Here is a 17000-nt window from a genome sequence, read left to right on the forward strand (position 1 = left end):
CGCACGTTGGCAAGGAAACTTGACGCCCAGGAGAGCCGCGAGAGAACGCTCATGATTCTTACGCCGGTCGTCTCCGTGCTGCTGGCGCTCATCATAGGCGCCGTCATCATTGCCGCGCTCGGCAAGAGTCCCCTGCAGGGCTACGCCGCCATGCTCCAGGGCTCCCTGGGGACGCCGGCGAAGCTCGCCAAGACGCTCGAGCGCGCCTGCCCGCTGATCTTCACGGGCCTCTGCGCGGTCTTCGCCTACAAGTGCGGCGTGTTCAACCTCGGCGGCGAGGGCCAGTTCATCATGGGCGGGTGCGTGTGCGCCTCGACCATCTTCGGGCTGCATCTCTCGGGCCCTGCGGGCCTGGTGCTGGGGCTTGTCGCCGGCATCGTCGCCGGCGGGGTCTGGGGCCTGCTGCCGGGCGTCCTCAAGATCACCCGGGGCCTTAACGAGATGATCACCACGATCATGTTCAACTACATCGCCATGTACTTCATGGAGTTCGTGTTCAAGAACCTCTACTCCGACAACGGCCTGCCCAAGACCGTCGCCGTGCCCGACTCCTCCCGCCTTCCGGGGGTGCTCGGCACGCACGTGGGCGTGGTGCTCGCCATCCTGCTCGCGATCTTCCTGTGGTACCTGATCTTTCGCACCTCCTTCGGCTTCAAGATTCGCGCTGTCGGCATGAACCCCGTCGCGTCCAAGGTCAGCGGCTTTCCCGTCCGCAGGCTCGTGCTCCTCACGTTCATCATGTCCGGCGCCATCGCGGGCATGGGCGGCGCCGTCGAGCTCATGGGCAAGACGCCCTACCGCCTGGCGGACGGCTTTGGGTCGGGCTTTGGCTTCGACGGCGTCGCCATCGCCCTCATCGCCCAGCTCAACCCCATCGCCGCCCTGTTCGTCGCCATCCTGTTCGGCGTGCTGTCCACCGGCGGCACCATGATGCAGAGCGTCATCGGCGTGCCCACGGCCATCGTGGACATCATTCGCGGCCTCATCATCATCTTCGCCATCGCGGGCATGGCCTTCATCAAGCTCCCGCAGATCAAGTCCTTCATCGAGTCCAGGCTGACGGGCGGGGCGGGCAAGGGCGCCCCCGTCGACACGCCCAAGAAAACGGAGGTGGAGGCGTAATGGACTTCTTCATGGCGTCGCTCCCCACGATTCTTTCCGCCACGACGCTCAGCGCCGTGCCCATCCTGCTGGCGGCCCTCGGGGAGCTCTTCTCGGAGCGGGCCGGCCTGGTCAACATCGGTCTTGAGGGCATCATGGCCGTCGGCGCCTTCGTCGCCTTCGCCGTGGGCAAGATGACGGGCAACCTATGGCTGGGCCTGGTGGCCGCCATGGCCGCCGGCGTGCTCGTCAACATGATCTACGGGCTCTGCACGGTCACGCTCTGCTGTGACCAGGTGGTCTGCGGCATGGCGATCAACATCCTCGCCCCGGCGCTGGCGCTCTTTGGCTACAACCTCTTCGTGGGGTCCAACTCGGCCAACGCCACCGGCAGCCTCATGCCCCACATCCAGATTCCGCTCCTCAGCCAGACACCCCTCCTCGGCGACCCGGTCTTTGGACAGCAGCTGCTCGCCTACCTCGCGTTCATCCTCGTGCCCCTCATCGGGTACTTTTTCAGGAACTTCCGCGGCGGCCTCTCGTTCCGCTCGGTGGGCGAAAACCCCCAGGCCGCCGAGACGCTCGGCATCAACGTCGTCCGCGTCAAGTACGCTGCCTGCGTTGCTTGTGGGGTGCTGGCGGGGGCGGGCGGCGCCTTCCTCTCCATCTGCACGACGCCCATCTATATCGACGGCATCGTGATGGGTCGCGGCTTCATCGCGCTGGCGACGGTCATCTTCGGTCGTTGGAGCGCGCTGGGCATCATGGCGGCGAGCCTGCTCTTTGGCTTCTTCGACGGTCTCAACGTCGCCTTGCAGGCCCAGTTCAACGCCTCGCCGGTCATGTTCTTCAAGATGATTCCGTATGCTTTCACGATCGTCGCCCTGGTCTTCTTTGGCTCCCGCCGCGCCGGTCCCAAGGCCAACGGGCAGCCGTACTATCGGGAGTCCCGCTAGGACCCTGACGGCGCTGCGGCCGGGCGGCGGGTTCGTCCGTGGCGCCGTGACAACAGCCATGCGGCGGGGCGCGACCTCGCCGCCGGAGACGGGAGGACGGAGTCACTACGAGGCAGCGTGTGGTATACCAGCGTTTGTATGTCGGTTTCGTCGGTTTCTAGCAAGGAGGAAGCAACATGAGCAATGCCAAGTTCAACAAGAACGTCACCAGGCGCTCCGCGATGGGTCTGTGCCTGGGTGCCGCCTCGATTGCCCTTGCGGGCTGCGGCGGTTCGCCCTCCTCTGACGCGGGCGGCTCTTCCTCGGGCTCCGCAAAGCGCAAGGTCGCCATGATCATGAGCGGCACCATCACCGACGGCGGCTGGGACCAGGGCCACTACGAGTCCCTGAAGAAGGCCGTCGAGTCCCATGACGGCTGGGAGATGCTCGAGCCCAAGGAGAACACCGCCGACGCCGACGCCGCCACGGCGGCGCAGAGCTACGTGGACCAGGACGTCGACCTGATCGTGGGCAACGGCAACCAGTTTGCGTCCGACTGGGCGGAGGTCGTGGCCTCCGCGGTCGAGGACCATCCCAACGTCCACTTCCTCATCACCAACACGGATCCCAAGACCGAGATGGCGGACTACGAAAACCTCGACAACGTCGAGACGGTCCTTCCCGACTTCACCCAGACCGGGGCCCTGGCCGGCGTCGTGGCGGGCCTCATGACGGCCACCAAGAGCATCGGCTTCATCGGCGGCATGAAGCTCCCCTCCACCGAGGCCAAGTATGCGGCCTACCTCGCCGCGGCCCAGAAGGTCAACCCCGGCGTCACGGGCCAGTACAACTTTGAGGCCGGCTTCACCGACGCCTCCCTGGGCACCAAGCTGACCGAGAACTGGATCAACTCCAACAACGTCGACGTCATGTGGGGCGACGCCTCCGCCGTGGACAACGGGTCGCGTCAGGCCCTGGCCGCCGCGGGCGCCGACACGCACTTTGACATCGCCCAGCCCATCGACATCGTGGGCGACGACCAGCCCACCGTCATCACCTCGACGGTGACCAACTGGAAGATCGACCAGGCCATGGACGAGATCGAGAAGGGCAGCTTCGGCAAGGGCAACACCATCGTCGCCAACATGGACAACGGCGGCGTGGCCCTGGGCAAGTTCTCGGACAAGGTTCCCCAGGACATCCAGGCCAAGATCGGCGAGTACGCCGATCAGATCAAGGCGGGGTCGTTCCTGACGGACGCCGAGATCGACGCCATCAAGAAGACGCTGTAGGGGAAGGTCACCCACGGCGCGCACGCGCCATGCGCGAACACGAATCGCCGGCGCCTCCCGGTCATGGAAGGGGGGCGCCGGCCTTCTTGCGTCCCGCCTACCCGCCGGTGCGCGGCGTGCCCATGGCAGACGCCCGCGCGCTGCCCTTCGCCGGCACTGCGGCATCCCGCCGCACTGCGGTATATCCTGCAAGATATAACGAAAAGTAATACAACAAAAAAATTTGTCTGCCACTAACGGTTTGTTTGATACCGCACAAGCCGCGAGCTTCATCGGCGTTTTCGTTACCTGATACCATCAGGTCTGATAACCAGCGAGTGTTGGCGGGAATGCAGAGCTGTCAGTTCAACCACGGGCCCCTCGCATGCTGCGTGCGGCCTCTGGCACCTTCAAGACAGCGTGCAGGTGGTACCAACGGGGGCGGCATCCTCGGGTCGCATGCGTCGTCGGGAGGGGACGAGGCGTCGGGGCACATCCATCACGATACCCCACCTGATCGTGCTGCATCATGGTCGCGCGCATGCCGGGCGCATCCCCAGGCGCTCGGGGCCCGGCGGCGTCACAGCATGGCCCAGACGGGCCATGCGAGGCTCTGCCCGGCGTGCGAGCATGGGAGATGGCGTGGCATCAGCGAAGGGGTGAGCCATGAAGAAGTTGAGAGAGGTGGGCAGGTCGGTCGTGCGCGTGGATGCGCGCGACAAGGTGACCGGTCGTGCCATGTACGCCGATGACCTCTGCCCCAAGCCGTGCCTTGAGGCGCGCATCCTGCACGCGACGATAGGCAACGGACTCGTCAAGTCCATAGACGTCTCAAAGGCGCGCGAGGTGCCCGGCGTCGTTGCCGTGTACACCTGCTTTGACGTGCCCGACATCACCTATCCCGTGGCGGGGCATCCGTGGTACGCGGCGTCCAAGGCCGAAAAGCGCGACGTGGCCGATCGCAAGCTGCTCGATGCGCGCGTGCGTCTCTATGGCGACAACATCGCCGTCGTCGTGGCCGAGGACACCGTCGCCTGCGACAGGGGCCTCGCCAAGATCGAGGTCGAGTATGAGGAGTGGCCCGTCGTCTATGACCCCAAGGAGTCTCTCAAGGGCACCGAGCATCCCGTCCAGGACCGAAGGCCCGACAACCTCGTGGCCCACACGCTGGCCGAGACCAGCAAGGAGAAGCTCGCCGAGCTGGGCTATGCCAGCGTTGATGAGGCCCTTGCGGACCCGCGCCACCATCACGTCTCGATTCACGTCGAGAGCGCGGAGCAGTCTCAGGTGCACATCGAGACCTGCGTGTCCTTCTGCTACGGCGAGTCGGGCAGGATCGTCTGCGTCTCGTCCACCCAGATCCCCCACATCTGCCGCCGCGTCATAGGCCAGGCGCTGGGCATCCCCTGGGGCAACGTCCGCGTGATCAAGCCCTACATCGGCGGCGGGTTCGGCACCAAGCAGGACATCCACTACGAGCCCCTCAACGCCTGGATCTGTCAGCAGCTGGGCGGCGTCTGCGTGCGCCTGGAGCTCAGCCGCGAGGAGCTGTTCTTTGCCACGAGCGGTCGCCAGCCCAAGACGTTCGAGATCGAGGCGACCGTCGATGACGACATGAACCTTTGCGCCCGCTCCATCCTGGCCTACTCCAACACGGGCGGCTACATTCACCACGGTCACGCCCTGGTGCTCAACTCGGTCAACTCCTTCCGCTGGCTGTACCACACGCAGGAGGACGTCATCCGCTGCGAGGCCTACACGGTCTACACCAACGGTCCCCACACCGGCGCCATGCGCGCCTATGGCGTGCCCGAGGGCAACTGGGCCGCCGAGTGCCTCATGGGCGACATCGCCTATGACCGGGGGTGGGACGGCGTCGAGTTTCGCATGAAGAACGCCATCAGGCAGGGCTTCGTCGACGAGTTCTCGCCGGGCAACTACATCTCGTCGCGCAGCAACGGCCTGGCGGAGTGCGTCGAGAAGGGCAAGCGCTACATCGGCTGGGACGAGCACAAGGCGACCTACGCCAACGAGACGGGCCCGATTCGTCACGGCGTGGGCGTGTCCCTCTTCGTGTACAAGACGGCCGTCGCCCCCTTCGCGCTCGAGACGGCCACGGCGTCCATGACGCTCAACCAGGACGGCTCCATCCAGCTCCAGATGGGCGCCACCGAGATCGGCCAGGGTGCCGACACCGTCTTCTCGCAGATGGCCGCCGAGGCCGTGGGCGTTGACACCGAGGACGTTCACATCGTCTCTCAGCAGGACACGGACGTCACGCCCTATGACTCTGGCGCCTACGCCTCGCGCCAGACCTACGTCTCGGGCACGGCGGTCAAGCAGACGGGGCAGGTGCTGCGCCAGAAGATCCTGGACTTTGCCCGCTTTCTGCACCCCGACGCCCAGGGCGAGCTTGACCTGCGCGACCACATGATCGTGGACGTGGTGGGCAACAAGGTCTGCGACCTTTGCGAGCTGGCGCTCGAGGCCTACTACAACATGGATCACAACGACCAGCTTCACGCCCACGAGACCGTCAACGTCCATACCAACGCCCTCGCCGTGGGCTGCACCTTCGCCGAGGTCACGGTGGACATGCCGCTGGGCCAGGTCACCGTCGACAGGATCATCAACGTGCAGGACAACGGCCGCCTCATCAACCCCAAGACCGTCGAGCAGCAGGTGCACGGCGGCATGTCGCAATCCATCGGCTACGGGCTCTACGAGGAGCTGCTGGTGGACGAGAGGACGGGTCGCTGTCGCAACAACAACCTGCTCGACTACAAGATTCCCACCACCATGGACCTGCCCGACCTCGAGGCGCAGTTTGTCGAGACGGACGAGCCCACCGCCCCCTACGGCAACAAGGCCGTGGGCGAGACGCCGACCATCTCCCCGGCGGCCGCCATCCGCGACGCCATCCTGGACGCGACGGGCGTCAAGTTCTACCACGAGCCGATGACCCCCCAGCGCCTCTTCGAGGGGTTCAGGAAGGAGGGACTCGTCTGATGTACGACATCGAGTACCTGCACGAGGCCACGAGCGTCGAGGACGCCGTCCAGGTCCTGGCCCGCGACCCCCAGGCTCGCGTCATCGCCGGCGGCACCGACCTTCTGGTCAAGAACCGCGATGGCAAGTTTCCCGCCGCCCACCTCGTCTCGATCCACGAGCTTCACGACGAGCTTGACGGCGTCACGCTGGCCGACGACGGCACCGTCGAGATCGGCCCCATCACCTGGTTCCACCATGTGACCACGAGCCCCGTCATCCAGGCGACGGTCCCCACGCTGGGCGACGCCTGCGACACTCCCGGCGGCCCGCAGCTGCGCGTCTCGGGCACGATCGGCGGCAACGTGTGCAACGCGGCCACCTCGGCCGACACCGCCTCCACGCTGTATGCCTACGGCGCCCTGTTGGACGTGAGGAGCGCCCGCGGCGAGCGCACGATCCCCATCGAGGAGTGGTATGCCGGGCCCGGCAAATCAACGCTGGCCCAGGACGAGCTGCTCGTGAGGATTCGCATTCCCAAGGGCCACTACGAGGGGTTCACGGGCCACTACTTCAAGTACGGCAAGCGGCGCGCGCTTGAGATAGCGACGTTGGGCTGCTGCTGCCTCGTCAAGCTCTCCGCCGACAAGACGCTGGTGGATGACATCCGCCTCGCCTTTGGCGTCGCCGGCCCCACGCCCCTGCGTGCCCTCAAGGCCGAGGAGGCCGTCCGCGGACTGCCCCTCGCAAAGGCCGTGGAGGCGATAGGGGCGCTGGCTCAGGCCGACACCCATCCCCGTGACAGCTGGCGTGCCTCCAAGGCGTTTCGCCTGCAGCTGATCGGCGAGATGTCCAGGCGCTCGTTGGTGGCGGCGGCGCGCAAGGGAGGGGCGACGCTATGATGGACATGAGAATTCTCACGTGCACGGTCAACGGCAAGAAGGTCCAGGTGGGCTACGACCCCCGCGAGTCCCTGCTTGACACGTTGCGCAACCGCCTTCATCTTACGAGCGTCAAGCGAGGCTGCGAGGTGGGGGAGTGCGGCGCCTGCACCGTCCTCGTGGACGGCGTCGCCACCGACACCTGCCTCTATCTGACGCAATGGGCGCAGGGCAAGGACATCCTCACGGTGGAGGGCCTCGCCGCCTCTGACGGGATGCTCGACCCCGTGCAGCAGGCCTTCGTGGACGAGTTTGCCGTCCAGTGCGGCTTCTGCATACCCGGGCTCATCATGAGCACGGAGGAGATCGTCCGCACGGGCAGGACGTACAGCCGCGACGAGCTGCGCAAGCTCCTCTCGGGCCATCTGTGCCGCTGCACCGGCTACCAGGACGTCATGAACGCCGTCGAGAAGGCCGTCAACTGGTGCGTCGAGCACGGATACTCAGACCAGGCCGGTGCTCGGGCCTAGCTGGCAGGGTCAGGCGTCTCCTCGCGGAGCGTCCGCGTCGCGGGAGGGCCGGTCGGCGTTGACAGGAAAGGACCGCATCGTGCGCAACACGTTCTGCAAGATGCCCCTATGGGAGTGCAATCGAACCCTCATCAAGGTGGCCCAGGGGCAACAGCCTGCCGACCTCGTGATTCGCCATGCCAAGCTCGTCAGCGTCACCACGCACGAGGTCCTGGAGGACACCGACATCGCCATCGCTGAGGGCCGCGTCGCCTACCTGGGCATCGCCCCCTATACCGCCGACCACTGCATCGGCGAGAACACAAAGGTCATCGACGCCAAGGGCCAGTTTGTCGCCCCCGGCTTCATGGACGGCCACATCCACGTGGAGAGCTCGATGGTCGGCGTCGACGAGTACGCCCGCGCCGTCGTGCCCCATGGCACCACCGGCATCTACTGGGATCCCCACGAGCTCTGCAACGTCACCGGTCTCGAGGGCGTCGCCGAGGTGGCGAAGGTCGCCAAGAGAGTGCCCCTGAAGGCCATGATCACCACGCCGTCCTGCGTGCCCGCCGTCCCCGGCTTCGAGGACACCGGCGCCTCCGTCGACGCCGCCGGCATCAAGGAGACCATGGGCTGGGACTCCGTCGTCGCCCTCGGCGAGATGATGAACTATCCCGGCATCCTCGCATGTGCCGACAACCCCATCGAGGAGGTCAACGAGACCCTGAAGGCCGGCGCGACCGTCACGGGGCACTACAGCGTCTGCGAGACCGACCGCGGGCTCAACGCCTACATCGCGTCGGGCGTCTCGTCCTGCCATGAGTCCATCCGCGCCGAGGACGTGCTCGCCAAGCTGCGCCTGGGCATGTACGCGCAGATTCGCGAGGGCTCCGCCTGGCAGAACCTCCACGACCTCGCACCCGCGGTCACGGACGGCAAGGTCGACACGCGCCTCTGCAACCTGGTCTCGGACGACAACCACCCCAACACGCTCGTCTCTGACGGCCACCTCGACCGCATCCTGCGCATGGCGGTCCGCGAGGGCATCGACCCCATCACCGCCATCCAGATGGTGACGATCAACGCCGCCACCTACTTCCAGATGGGGACCGACATGGGCTCCATCACCCCGGGCAAGTGCGCCGACATCGTCTTCCTCGAGGACCTCAAGGACTTCCGCGTTACCCGTACCATCATCGACGGCGAGGTCGTGGCAGAGGACGGCAAGGCGCTCTTCGAGGCCGGCTCCTACCAGTACCCCGAGTTCATGACCGACACCATGCACGTCGCGGTCGACATCGACGCCTCCACCTTCCAGATCCCTGCGGTGGACTCCAAGGGCAACGCGCTCGCCGGCGACTCTGCGACCGTCCGCACCATGGTCGTCGCTCCCGGCTCCACCATCACCGGGGGCATCCTCGCCCAGGCGCCGATCAAGGACGGCCAGCTCGTGGCCGACTCCGAGAACGACCTTCTGAAGGTCTTCGTCTTCGAGCGTCACCACGAGACGGGCACCTACGCCCATGGCTTCGTCAAGGGCTTCGGCATCCATGGCGCCCTCGCCCAGACCGTCGCCCACGACGCCCACAACCTGCTCGTCGTCGGCGACAACGACGCCGACATGGCGCTGGCCGCAAGGACCCTGGTCGAGTGCGGCGGCGGAGAGTGCGCGGTCGAGGACGGCAAGATCCTGGGTCAGGTCGCGCTTCCCATCTGCGGCCTCATGAGCCCCGAGCCCGTGGAGAAGGTCGCCGCCGACGTGGACGCCATCGAGGCCGCCTGGTCAGAGATGGGCTGCACCATGCCCTCGCCCTTCATGACCATGGGCCTGCTCTCCCTCGCGTGCATTCCCAGCCTGCGCCTCACCAACCGCGGTCTGGTGAACACCGACACCTTCCAGTTCGAGTCCCTCGTGGTCGAGTAGCGCCGCAGGGAGCCCTGTTCCCGAGCACGAAGAAGCCCGCAGCTCTCAGGAGCTGCGGGCTTTGCATGTCTGGATGCCGCGCGATGACGCGGGTGACGTCGTGCCAGCGGACGTTCGCCAGCCAGCCGACGGGCACCTGCCTACCAGCTGACGATGATGGTGCTGTCGTCGCGATGGGCGTTTCCTCCCTCGGCGTCGTCCGATGCCTCGGTGCCGGTCTTGACGTCGTAGCCCAGCCGTCGCAGCGTGCGGATGAAGTGCACCAGCTGCGTGTTGTACTCGTTCAGGAGTCGTGCCTGCTGGATGGGGCTGATGAGCGCCTGCTCCCGGCCGTAGATGATGTCGCTCATCGCGTCCGCGACGATCATGTTGCTGTTCGCCAGCAGATCGTTGTAGAACGAGTTCCCGCTGCCTCCTCCATCGCTCTCGCCCGGCGCGAACTTCACCGTCAGGGACCTGCGTCCATAGGTCGCATACATACGGACGCGCGTGTCCGTCTGGCCGATGGCGTTCTTCATGGCCCACTTGAGCGCGTTGCCGGACAGCGTGTCCGCCTCGGCGCGCTCACGCCCCGGCTGCGCCTCGCCGGCGATTCTCCTGGCGTCCTCTGCCTCGAGCATGTCGCTCCTCTCTTCCTCGCCCCCAGGGGCGATCGGCCTCAGTCAAATAAAGATACCCGATGGGAGCTCGCGCCCCCATGGTCGTGACACATGCGGCTCGTGTCGGATGCGAGGTGACTCTGGGTGCCTTCGCCGAGGCAATGGTATACTCGATTAGTTAATAGTGTCTAACTTTAAGAAAGTGTTCGAATGGCAGAAGAGAAGGAAGCCGAGAAGGGAACGGCCCCCGTGTCCAATCGTGGCTGGGGAGTTCGTGAGGTAGTGACGGCAGTCCTGCTGAGCGCGCTCACGGTGGTCATCATGTTTGCGGGATCCATGCTCACCATGTTCTCCTACGACTTTGCGATGGTCGCATCGGGCGGGGCGGGCGTGTTTCTCGCGGCGCCCGTGTTCATGCTCATGGTGCGGCGAGTCGACAGGTTTGGCGTGACCTGCGTCTTCACCACCGTTACCGCGCTGCTCTTCTGCACCGTGGGCAACATGCTCTTCATGCTGCCCTTCTATGTGGTGGGCGGGCTGCTCTTGGACCTCGTCTTCCTGCGGACGTCGCAGCGGCGTCAGAGCTCCTGGTGGGCGACGGGCGCATGGACGACGTTCAGCGGCCTGTACCTGCTCTCCACGCTGATTCCCTACCTGGGAAACATGGACGCCTACGTTGCCCAGGCCGTGCAGGAGCGCGGCTTTGACCAGGCCTATGTCGATGCGTTCTTCAAGTACTACGGCAACCCGGCATGGATCGTCGCCATCATGCTCATCACCATGGCCGTGGGCTTCCTGGGCTGCCTCATCGGCAGGGCGCTCATGAAGAGGCACTTCGAGCGCGCCGGGGCCCTGTAGGGTGGGTAAGGACGACGCAAGGGGAACGGGACTCACGGTTGCCACGAAGACGGCCGTGCTCCTCCTTGCCATGGCCGCGTGCTCGTTGAACCTGGGGCCGTATCCCATGCTCGCGCTCAGCCTGTCGTCACTCGCCTACTTGGTGGTCGCGGGGGAGCAGCGCATCGCCCTGGGCATGCTGGCCTTCCTGGCCGTGCTCGGGCCGCTGTACGTCGCGTACACCTACCTGGGCGTTGCCCCCATCGTCATCTCGCCCATCCATGTCTTCCAGATGTGGCACCTCTTTCCCGTGACGTCGGCTGCGTGCGTGCTCTTCATGACGCCTCCGGGCATGATCAGCGCGGCGCTCGTGCGGGCGCGCTGCCCCAGGAAGGTCATCCTGGGGACCCTGGTGTTCCTGCGCTTCTTCCCCACCTTTGCCGCCAGCTGGCGTCTCCTGAGGGACGCCATGAGGAAGCGTGGCCTCACGGCATGGTGCCAGATGCTCGCAAAACCCCTGGACACCTACGAGTACGTGATGGTTCCGGCCCTTATGTCGCTGGTGGGCAGTGCGGACCAGCTCTCGGCCTCCGCCGTGACGCGCGCCGCCGAGGCGCCCATGGCGCGCAGCAGCTACTACCAGCATCCGGCGAGGGCGCTGGACCTCGCCTGCGTCGTGGCCGCCCTCGCCGCCTGCGCGGGGGCGGTCGTCGCGAACGGGGTGATGTCGTGAGCGAGTCGAGGCGGGAGGTCCTCTCGCTGAGCGACGTCTCGTTTGCGTACAAGGGGGCTTCCCGGACCGTCGATGACGTGAGCCTCAGCGTTGCCGCAGGGGAGTGCGTGGTGCTCTGCGGTCCCTCGGGCGGCGGCAAGACCACCATCATCCGCCTGGTGAACGGCCTGGCGGGAGGGTATTACCCTGGCAACGGCAGGGGCGAGGTCATGTTGGCGGGACATCCCGCCGAGGGGCTCGCCCTCTGGGAGCGCGCAGAGCTGGTGGGAAGCGTGTTCCAGGACCCCTCGGCCCAGTTCTTCTCGAGCCAGCTCGCAGGAGAGATAGCTTTCACCTGCGAAAACCTTGGCTACGACCACGATCGCGTGGTAGAGCTCACCGATGGGGCGATCGACGAGCTGTCACTCGGCCCCCTGCGTGGGGCATCCAACGACAGCCTCTCCAGCGGACAGAAGCAGAAGGTGGCGATAGCCTCCGCGCTGGGACCGCGACCTGCCCTCATGGCCATGGACGAGCCCTCGTCGAACCTGGACGTCGCGGCGGCGGACGCCCTGGGGCGCACCCTGCGTCAGCTGAAGGAGCGGGGCATGGCGATTCTGGTCGCCGAGCATCGCCTTGCCTATCTCATGGACGTGGCCGACCGCTTCCTGCTGGTGCGTGGGGGAAGGGTCGAGCGAGAGGTCACGCGAGAGGAGATGCTGGCCCTTCCCGACGAGACGCGCCTCTCATGGGGGCTCAGGGACGTCCGAAAGACCCTGCGGCCCCGGCTTCCCTCCCCTGGTCCGGACCAGGGGAGGGAAGCCGTCCTCGAGCTGCGGGACCTGGGCGTCTCCTTTGGAGACAGGCAGGTCTTCCGCAGCGTCTCGCTCGTGGCATCCGCAGGGCAGATACTGGCCGTGACGGGCGCGAACGGCGCCGGGAAGACCAGCCTGGCCCGCGTCCTGGCGGGCCTCGCGAAGCCCAGCCATGGGACGGTGCTGGTGGGCGGGCGCGCCCGTGGCCGACGCGAGCTGCGCCGCATGATGTGGTACAGCCCCAACGACGTCAAGGCCGAGTTCTTCACGCCGAGCGTCCAGGAGGAGGTAATGCTCCTGGTCGCGCGTGACGAGCCTCACAGGGAGCGGGCGCGTCGCCTCCTGCGCGGGCTTGGTCTCTGGGAGCTGCGCGAGCGACACCCGATGACGCTCTCGGGCGGGCAGAGGCAGCGCCTCTCCATAGCCTGCGGGCTCATGAGCGAGAGGCCCGTGCTCGTGCTGGACGAACCGACGAGCGGCCTCGACGCCATCAGCATGCAGGAGGTCTCCCACGCGCTCCAGCTCGCCTGTGACGAGGGACTCTGCGTGGTGGTGGTCACGCACGACAACGAGTTCATGCAGCGCTGCTGCACCCATACCCATCAGCTGCGACCGACGGAAGGAGGCACCATGCGTGACGGAGGGACAGAGGGCATGGCGATCGAGGGAGGCCACGTGCCGACCCCCGAGGGCAAGAAGGCAGAAAAGAAGCGGAAGAATGCCCGCCTGTGGGCGCTCTACCTGCGATTGACCAAGCCCGTCCATCGCACCATCATCGTCGGGATGGTCATGTCGGCACTTTCGGTCGTGGTGGGTATCGTCCCGTACCTCGTCGCGATCGCGATCGCCCAGGCGGCGCTGCGGGGCACCCTGCCCGAGCCGCCCGCGCTTGCGCTCATGGTTGCCGCCGCCATCTTCTGTGCCACTGCGGACCGCTTCCTCTTTGCGGGTGGGACGGGCATCTGCCACAGGGCGGATGCGGGGTTCCGCGTGAACGCGCGCCACATCCTGCTCGACCACTTCTCCAGGCTGCCCCTCGGCTGGTTCGGCGAGCGCAGTTCCAGCGAGGTCAAGCAGGCGGTGTCCGACGATGTTCTGGGCTTGCACCAGACCATCGGCCACGCCCCGACCGAGATGGTCCGAGCCCTGCTCTCGCCATTGGTCCCGCTCGTGGTCCTCTTTGTGGCGGACTGGAGGATGGCCCTCGTCCTCCTGGCATACGTCGTCGTCTTCGTCATGGTGTCGATGGCCTTCATGACGCGCGACTACGAGGCGCTCGCCGTGCAGTACGGCGAGGCGAACGTGGAGCTCTCCTCCGCCGTGGTCGAAATCGCCGAGGGCATCGAGGTCGTGAAGACCTTCGGGAGCGCGAGGCGGGTGGGGTCGCGCTATCGCGACGCCGTGGAGCGCCTGTGCGACGTCACCTTCGAGTGGACGAAGCTCACGGCGGGGCCCTTCAGCCTGCTGGGAGGCTTCATCTCGCCGGGCATGATGCTTGCCTTCCTCGGCCTTGCGAGCAGCCTGTTCGTTGGCTGGGGCTGGCTCGACTTCGCCGACTGCGTGCCCTTCCTGGTACTTGGCCCGTCCATTCCGGCCGGCATGCTGGTCGTGGCGGCGGGCATGGGCTTCCTCAGGACGGCGACGCAGAACCTCGAGCATCTGGACGTGGTCCTCTCGGCAGAGCCGCTTGCCGAGGCGGTCGAGCCCTGCGCGCTCCCTTCTGGAACTCTGGGCCTGCACTTTGACGAGACCTGCTTCAGGTATGCCCCCGACGCCGCCCTCGCGCTCGACCACGTGAGCGCGCGCGTGGAGCCAGGCAGCGTCTGCGCGCTGGTGGGGGACTCCGGCAGCGGCAAGACCACCTTTGCCCGCCTCATCCCGCGCTTCTGGGACCCCACGTCGGGAGCTGTGAGCCTGGGTGGCATCGACCTGCGCGAGCTCTCCACCCAGACGCTCCTCTCGAGGGTGGCGATCGTCTTCCAAGAGAGCATGCTGCTCTCGATCAGCCTGCGTGACAACATCCGGCTCGCTTGCCCCGACGCGACGGACGAGGAGGTCGTGGAGGCGGCGAAGGCCGCGCAGATCCACGAGAGGATCATGGAGTTCCCCCAGGGGTACGACTCGGTCTTCGGTTCTGCGGACTGCGAGCTCTCGGGCGGAGAGGTGCAGCGCGTCGCCATCGCCCGTGCCATCCTGCAGGACGCCCCGGTGCTGGTGCTGGACGAGGCGACGGCGCATGCCGACCCCGAGAACGAGACCGCCATCCAGGCCGCGCTGAGCCGCCTGTCTGCCGGACGTACCACCATCGTGATAGCGCATCGCCTGAACACCGTGGCAGGCGCGGACAAGACGCTCGTCCTGGAGGAGGGGCGCGTCATCGAGGAGGGGACTCACCAGGAGCTCCTGGAGGCCGGTGGGCGGTACGCCCGGCTCTGGGAGACCCAGCAGGTGGCGCTCTTCTCGAACGAGGGCTCGAGGGAGGCCACCCGATGATCACCGACCGAATCGACAGGCTCGCCGGTCGCAGGACCGGCATCAAGGCGCAGATGGCATACTTCGTCCTCTGTGGGGTGTTGGAGGGTGGCGTCTACGCCATGCTCCTGCCGCTCCTGCACGCCCTGTTCGACGCGGACGGCGCCGCCGCCCTGCGCTGGTCGCTCGCCCTGACGGCGCTCGGCGTGGTCTGCGCGCTCGCGAACTACCTCTCGGAGACCCATGGCTACATGATCGGCGACGTGGTGATCGTGCGCAGCATCCAGGAGCGTCTGGGCGACCACATCGTGAGGCTGCCTCTGGGCTGGTTCACGGCGGGCAGGGCAGGCGAGCTTGCCGCCCTGCTGGAGCGTGACCTGCAGATGATCATGAACCTCCCGGGCATCTTCCTGAAGCAGCAGGTGATCGCCGTGGCGGTTCCCGCCTGCATCGCTGCGATCTACCTCTTCGTGGACTGGCGCGTCTGCCTCGCGTTCGTGGCCGTCTCGCCCGCGCTCTGGGTCTGGTCCCGCAAGATGGGCGAGGCCACAGGTACGGGCCACGAGGCCGAGGAGCGCTCGAACGCGCAGCTCTCTGGTCGCGTGCTCGAGTTCGTGCGCGCCCAGCCCGTCCTGCGCGCGACGGGTGTGGCACAGAACGGGTGGAGGGCGCTGGAGGACGACATCCAGCGCGACCACGCGAACACGGTGCGCACCCTCGACATGGTGCAGAGGCCCACCACCGTCTACACGCTGCTCGTCTACCTGGTCTTTGGTCTTACCTTCCTCTGCGCCACGACCCTGCTGGCCCTGGGACAGCAGGGTGCCGTCGAGTACCTCTTCGTCGTCGTGCTCGCCCTGCGCTCCGTCGATGCCCTCATGAAGGCGGGGAGCCAGAGCATGGCCATGAGCGTCTGCCAGAACGCCATCGACACCTCCGAGAGGATCCTTGCGGCGGACCCCCTGCCCGAGACGGACGCTCCCCTGCACCCCAGGGGTGCGGGCATAGAGTTCGACCACGTGAGCTTCTCGTACGACAAGTCCCGCCCCGTCATCGATGACGTGTCGCTGATCTGTCCCGAGGGGCGACTGACCGCGCTCGTGGGACCCTCGGGATCGGGCAAGACCACCCTTACGCGACTCATCGCGCGCTTCTGGGACGTGGATGGGGGTGCCGTGCGGATCGGCGGCGTGGACGTACGAGACATGGCTGTGGAAGAGCTCCTGGGAATGGTCTCCCTCGTCTTCCAGGACGTGTACCTCTTCGACGGAACCATCGAGGAGAACGTGCGCTTCGGGCAGCCTGATGCCACGGACGAGCAGGTGCGCCATGCCGTGCGCGTCGCCCGCCTCGATCAGGTCGCCGAGCGTCTCGAGGACGGTTGGGAGACGCGTGTGGGCGAGGGGGGCGGAAGGCTCTCTGGCGGCGAGCGCCAGCGCGTCTCCATTGCGAGGGCACTGCTGAAGGACGCGCCCATAGTCCTCTTCGACGAGGCGACCGCGGCACTCGACGCCGAGAACGAGGCGGCCATCGTTGACGCGATGCACGAGCTCGCGCGTGACAGGACGGTCATCGCGATCGCCCACCGGCTCTCGACCATCGCCGGCGCGGACCAGATTGCCATGCTGGAGGACGGCCGCGTCACCCAGCTGGGGACGCACGAGGAGCTTCTTGCCCAGGAAGGCCGCTACCGCAGCTTCTGGGCGGACCGTCGGCGCGCCCAGGGCTGGCGCGTGAGGTAGGTTGCCGGGGTCGCCCCGAGGGCATGGGGCGAGAGGGGGCAGGCCCTTGGACGGCCCGTGGCTGGTGATATCCTCTGAGGGACAAGACCGTAGGGATGTCCTTGGGGGATGTGCTACATGGAAGCGCGTGTTGGCGGGGTGGTGGCAGCGGGCGGGCGCCAGACGGCCCAGCCGCTGCTGCGCATGGGCGAGATCTCGGTGGTGCGCCGCA

Annotated in this window: 12 protein-coding genes; 11 read left to right on the forward strand and 1 reads right to left on the reverse strand. The window is 66.6% G+C overall.

Annotated features, from left to right (window positions below):
- The first annotated feature begins 6 nt into the window (after positions 1 to 6).
- From HMPREF2826_RS03530 to ade, 7 genes are all read left to right on the forward strand, one after another.
- Entirely contained in the window at positions 7 to 1122 is a 1116-nt protein-coding gene (locus tag HMPREF2826_RS03530) for an ABC transporter permease (protein ID WP_070639263.1), read from the forward strand.
- Positions 1122 to 2057 (forward strand): ABC transporter permease, encoded by a 936-nt coding sequence (locus HMPREF2826_RS03535; protein ID WP_070639265.1) that lies wholly within the window; start codon positions 1122 to 1124, stop codon positions 2055 to 2057. Before HMPREF2826_RS03530 ends, HMPREF2826_RS03535 begins: the two co-directional genes overlap by 1 nt.
- A gap of 176 nt (positions 2058 to 2233) precedes the next feature.
- Positions 2234 to 3328, forward strand: a complete 1095-nt coding sequence (locus HMPREF2826_RS03540; RefSeq protein ID WP_070639267.1) for a BMP family lipoprotein — start codon at positions 2234 to 2236, stop codon at positions 3326 to 3328.
- Between the two features lie 645 nt (positions 3329 to 3973).
- Positions 3974 to 6316 (forward strand): xanthine dehydrogenase subunit XdhA, encoded by a 2343-nt coding sequence (xdhA, locus tag HMPREF2826_RS03545; RefSeq protein ID WP_070639269.1) that lies wholly within the window; start codon positions 3974 to 3976, stop codon positions 6314 to 6316.
- A complete protein-coding gene (gene xdhB, locus HMPREF2826_RS03550) occupies positions 6316 to 7197 on the forward strand; it encodes a xanthine dehydrogenase subunit XdhB (protein ID WP_070639271.1) in 882 nt (293 codons plus the stop codon). Before xdhA ends, xdhB begins: the two co-directional genes overlap by 1 nt.
- Positions 7194 to 7706, forward strand: coding sequence for a xanthine dehydrogenase subunit XdhC (xdhC, locus tag HMPREF2826_RS03555; protein WP_246824677.1), 513 nt, complete (start codon positions 7194 to 7196; stop codon positions 7704 to 7706). Before xdhB ends, xdhC begins: the two co-directional genes overlap by 4 nt.
- 79 nt (positions 7707 to 7785) lie before the next feature.
- Entirely contained in the window at positions 7786 to 9612 is a 1827-nt protein-coding gene (ade, locus tag HMPREF2826_RS03560) for an adenine deaminase (protein WP_070639273.1), read from the forward strand.
- A gap of 140 nt (positions 9613 to 9752) precedes the next feature.
- Here the strand turns inward: ade and HMPREF2826_RS03565 are convergent, their stop codons facing one another.
- Positions 9753 to 10232 (reverse strand): hypothetical protein, encoded by a 480-nt coding sequence (locus tag HMPREF2826_RS03565; RefSeq protein WP_070639275.1) that lies wholly within the window; start codon positions 10230 to 10232, stop codon positions 9753 to 9755.
- A gap of 189 nt (positions 10233 to 10421) precedes the next feature.
- Here HMPREF2826_RS03565 and HMPREF2826_RS03570 point away from each other — a divergent pair, with 189 nt between their 5' ends.
- Genes HMPREF2826_RS03570 through HMPREF2826_RS03585 form a run of 4 tightly spaced genes read left to right on the forward strand, consistent with a single transcriptional unit; the run spans position 10422 to position 16789 of the window.
- Positions 10422 to 11069: an MptD family putative ECF transporter S component gene (locus HMPREF2826_RS03570; protein ID WP_070639277.1), complete on the forward strand. Its 648-nt coding sequence runs from the start codon at positions 10422 to 10424 to the stop codon at positions 11067 to 11069.
- A 1-nt stretch (position 11070) separates the two neighbouring features.
- Positions 11071 to 11781, forward strand: a complete 711-nt coding sequence (locus HMPREF2826_RS03575; protein ID WP_070639279.1) for an energy-coupling factor transporter transmembrane component T family protein — start codon at positions 11071 to 11073, stop codon at positions 11779 to 11781.
- Positions 11778 to 15068: an ATP-binding cassette domain-containing protein gene (locus HMPREF2826_RS09550; protein ID WP_210388961.1), complete on the forward strand. Its 3291-nt coding sequence runs from the start codon at positions 11778 to 11780 to the stop codon at positions 15066 to 15068. Before HMPREF2826_RS03575 ends, HMPREF2826_RS09550 begins: the two co-directional genes overlap by 4 nt.
- On the forward strand, positions 15065 to 16789 hold the full coding sequence (locus HMPREF2826_RS03585) for an ABC transporter ATP-binding protein (RefSeq protein ID WP_070639282.1): 1725 nt from the start codon (positions 15065 to 15067) through the stop codon (positions 16787 to 16789). Before HMPREF2826_RS09550 ends, HMPREF2826_RS03585 begins: the two co-directional genes overlap by 4 nt.
- The last annotated feature ends 211 nt before the right edge of the window (positions 16790 to 17000 follow it).

The organism is Olsenella sp. HMSC062G07 (genome assembly GCF_001811895.1).
GTDB classification, from domain to species: domain Bacteria; phylum Actinomycetota; class Coriobacteriia; order Coriobacteriales; family Atopobiaceae; genus Olsenella_F; species Olsenella_F massiliensis.

Bases quoted from the DNA above. Each gene is read 5' to 3' on its own strand.
- HMPREF2826_RS03535 (WP_070639265.1), top strand. From the start codon at position 1,122: ATGGACTTCTTCATGGCGTCGCTCCCCACGATTCTTTCCGCCACGACG.
- HMPREF2826_RS03540 (WP_070639267.1), top strand. From the start codon at position 2,234: ATGAGCAATGCCAAGTTCAACAAGAACGTCACCAGGCGCTCCGCGATG.
- xdhA (WP_070639269.1), top strand. From the start codon at position 3,974: ATGAAGAAGTTGAGAGAGGTGGGCAGGTCGGTCGTGCGCGTGGATGCG.
- xdhB (WP_070639271.1), top strand. From the start codon at position 6,316: ATGTACGACATCGAGTACCTGCACGAGGCCACGAGCGTCGAGGACGCC.
- xdhC (WP_246824677.1), top strand. From the start codon at position 7,194: ATGATGGACATGAGAATTCTCACGTGCACGGTCAACGGCAAGAAGGTC.
- HMPREF2826_RS03565 (WP_070639275.1), bottom strand. From the start codon at position 10,232: ATGCTCGAGGCAGAGGACGCCAGGAGAATCGCCGGCGAGGCGCAGCCG.
- HMPREF2826_RS03570 (WP_070639277.1), top strand. From the start codon at position 10,422: ATGGCAGAAGAGAAGGAAGCCGAGAAGGGAACGGCCCCCGTGTCCAAT.
- HMPREF2826_RS03585 (WP_070639282.1), top strand. From the start codon at position 15,065: ATGATCACCGACCGAATCGACAGGCTCGCCGGTCGCAGGACCGGCATC.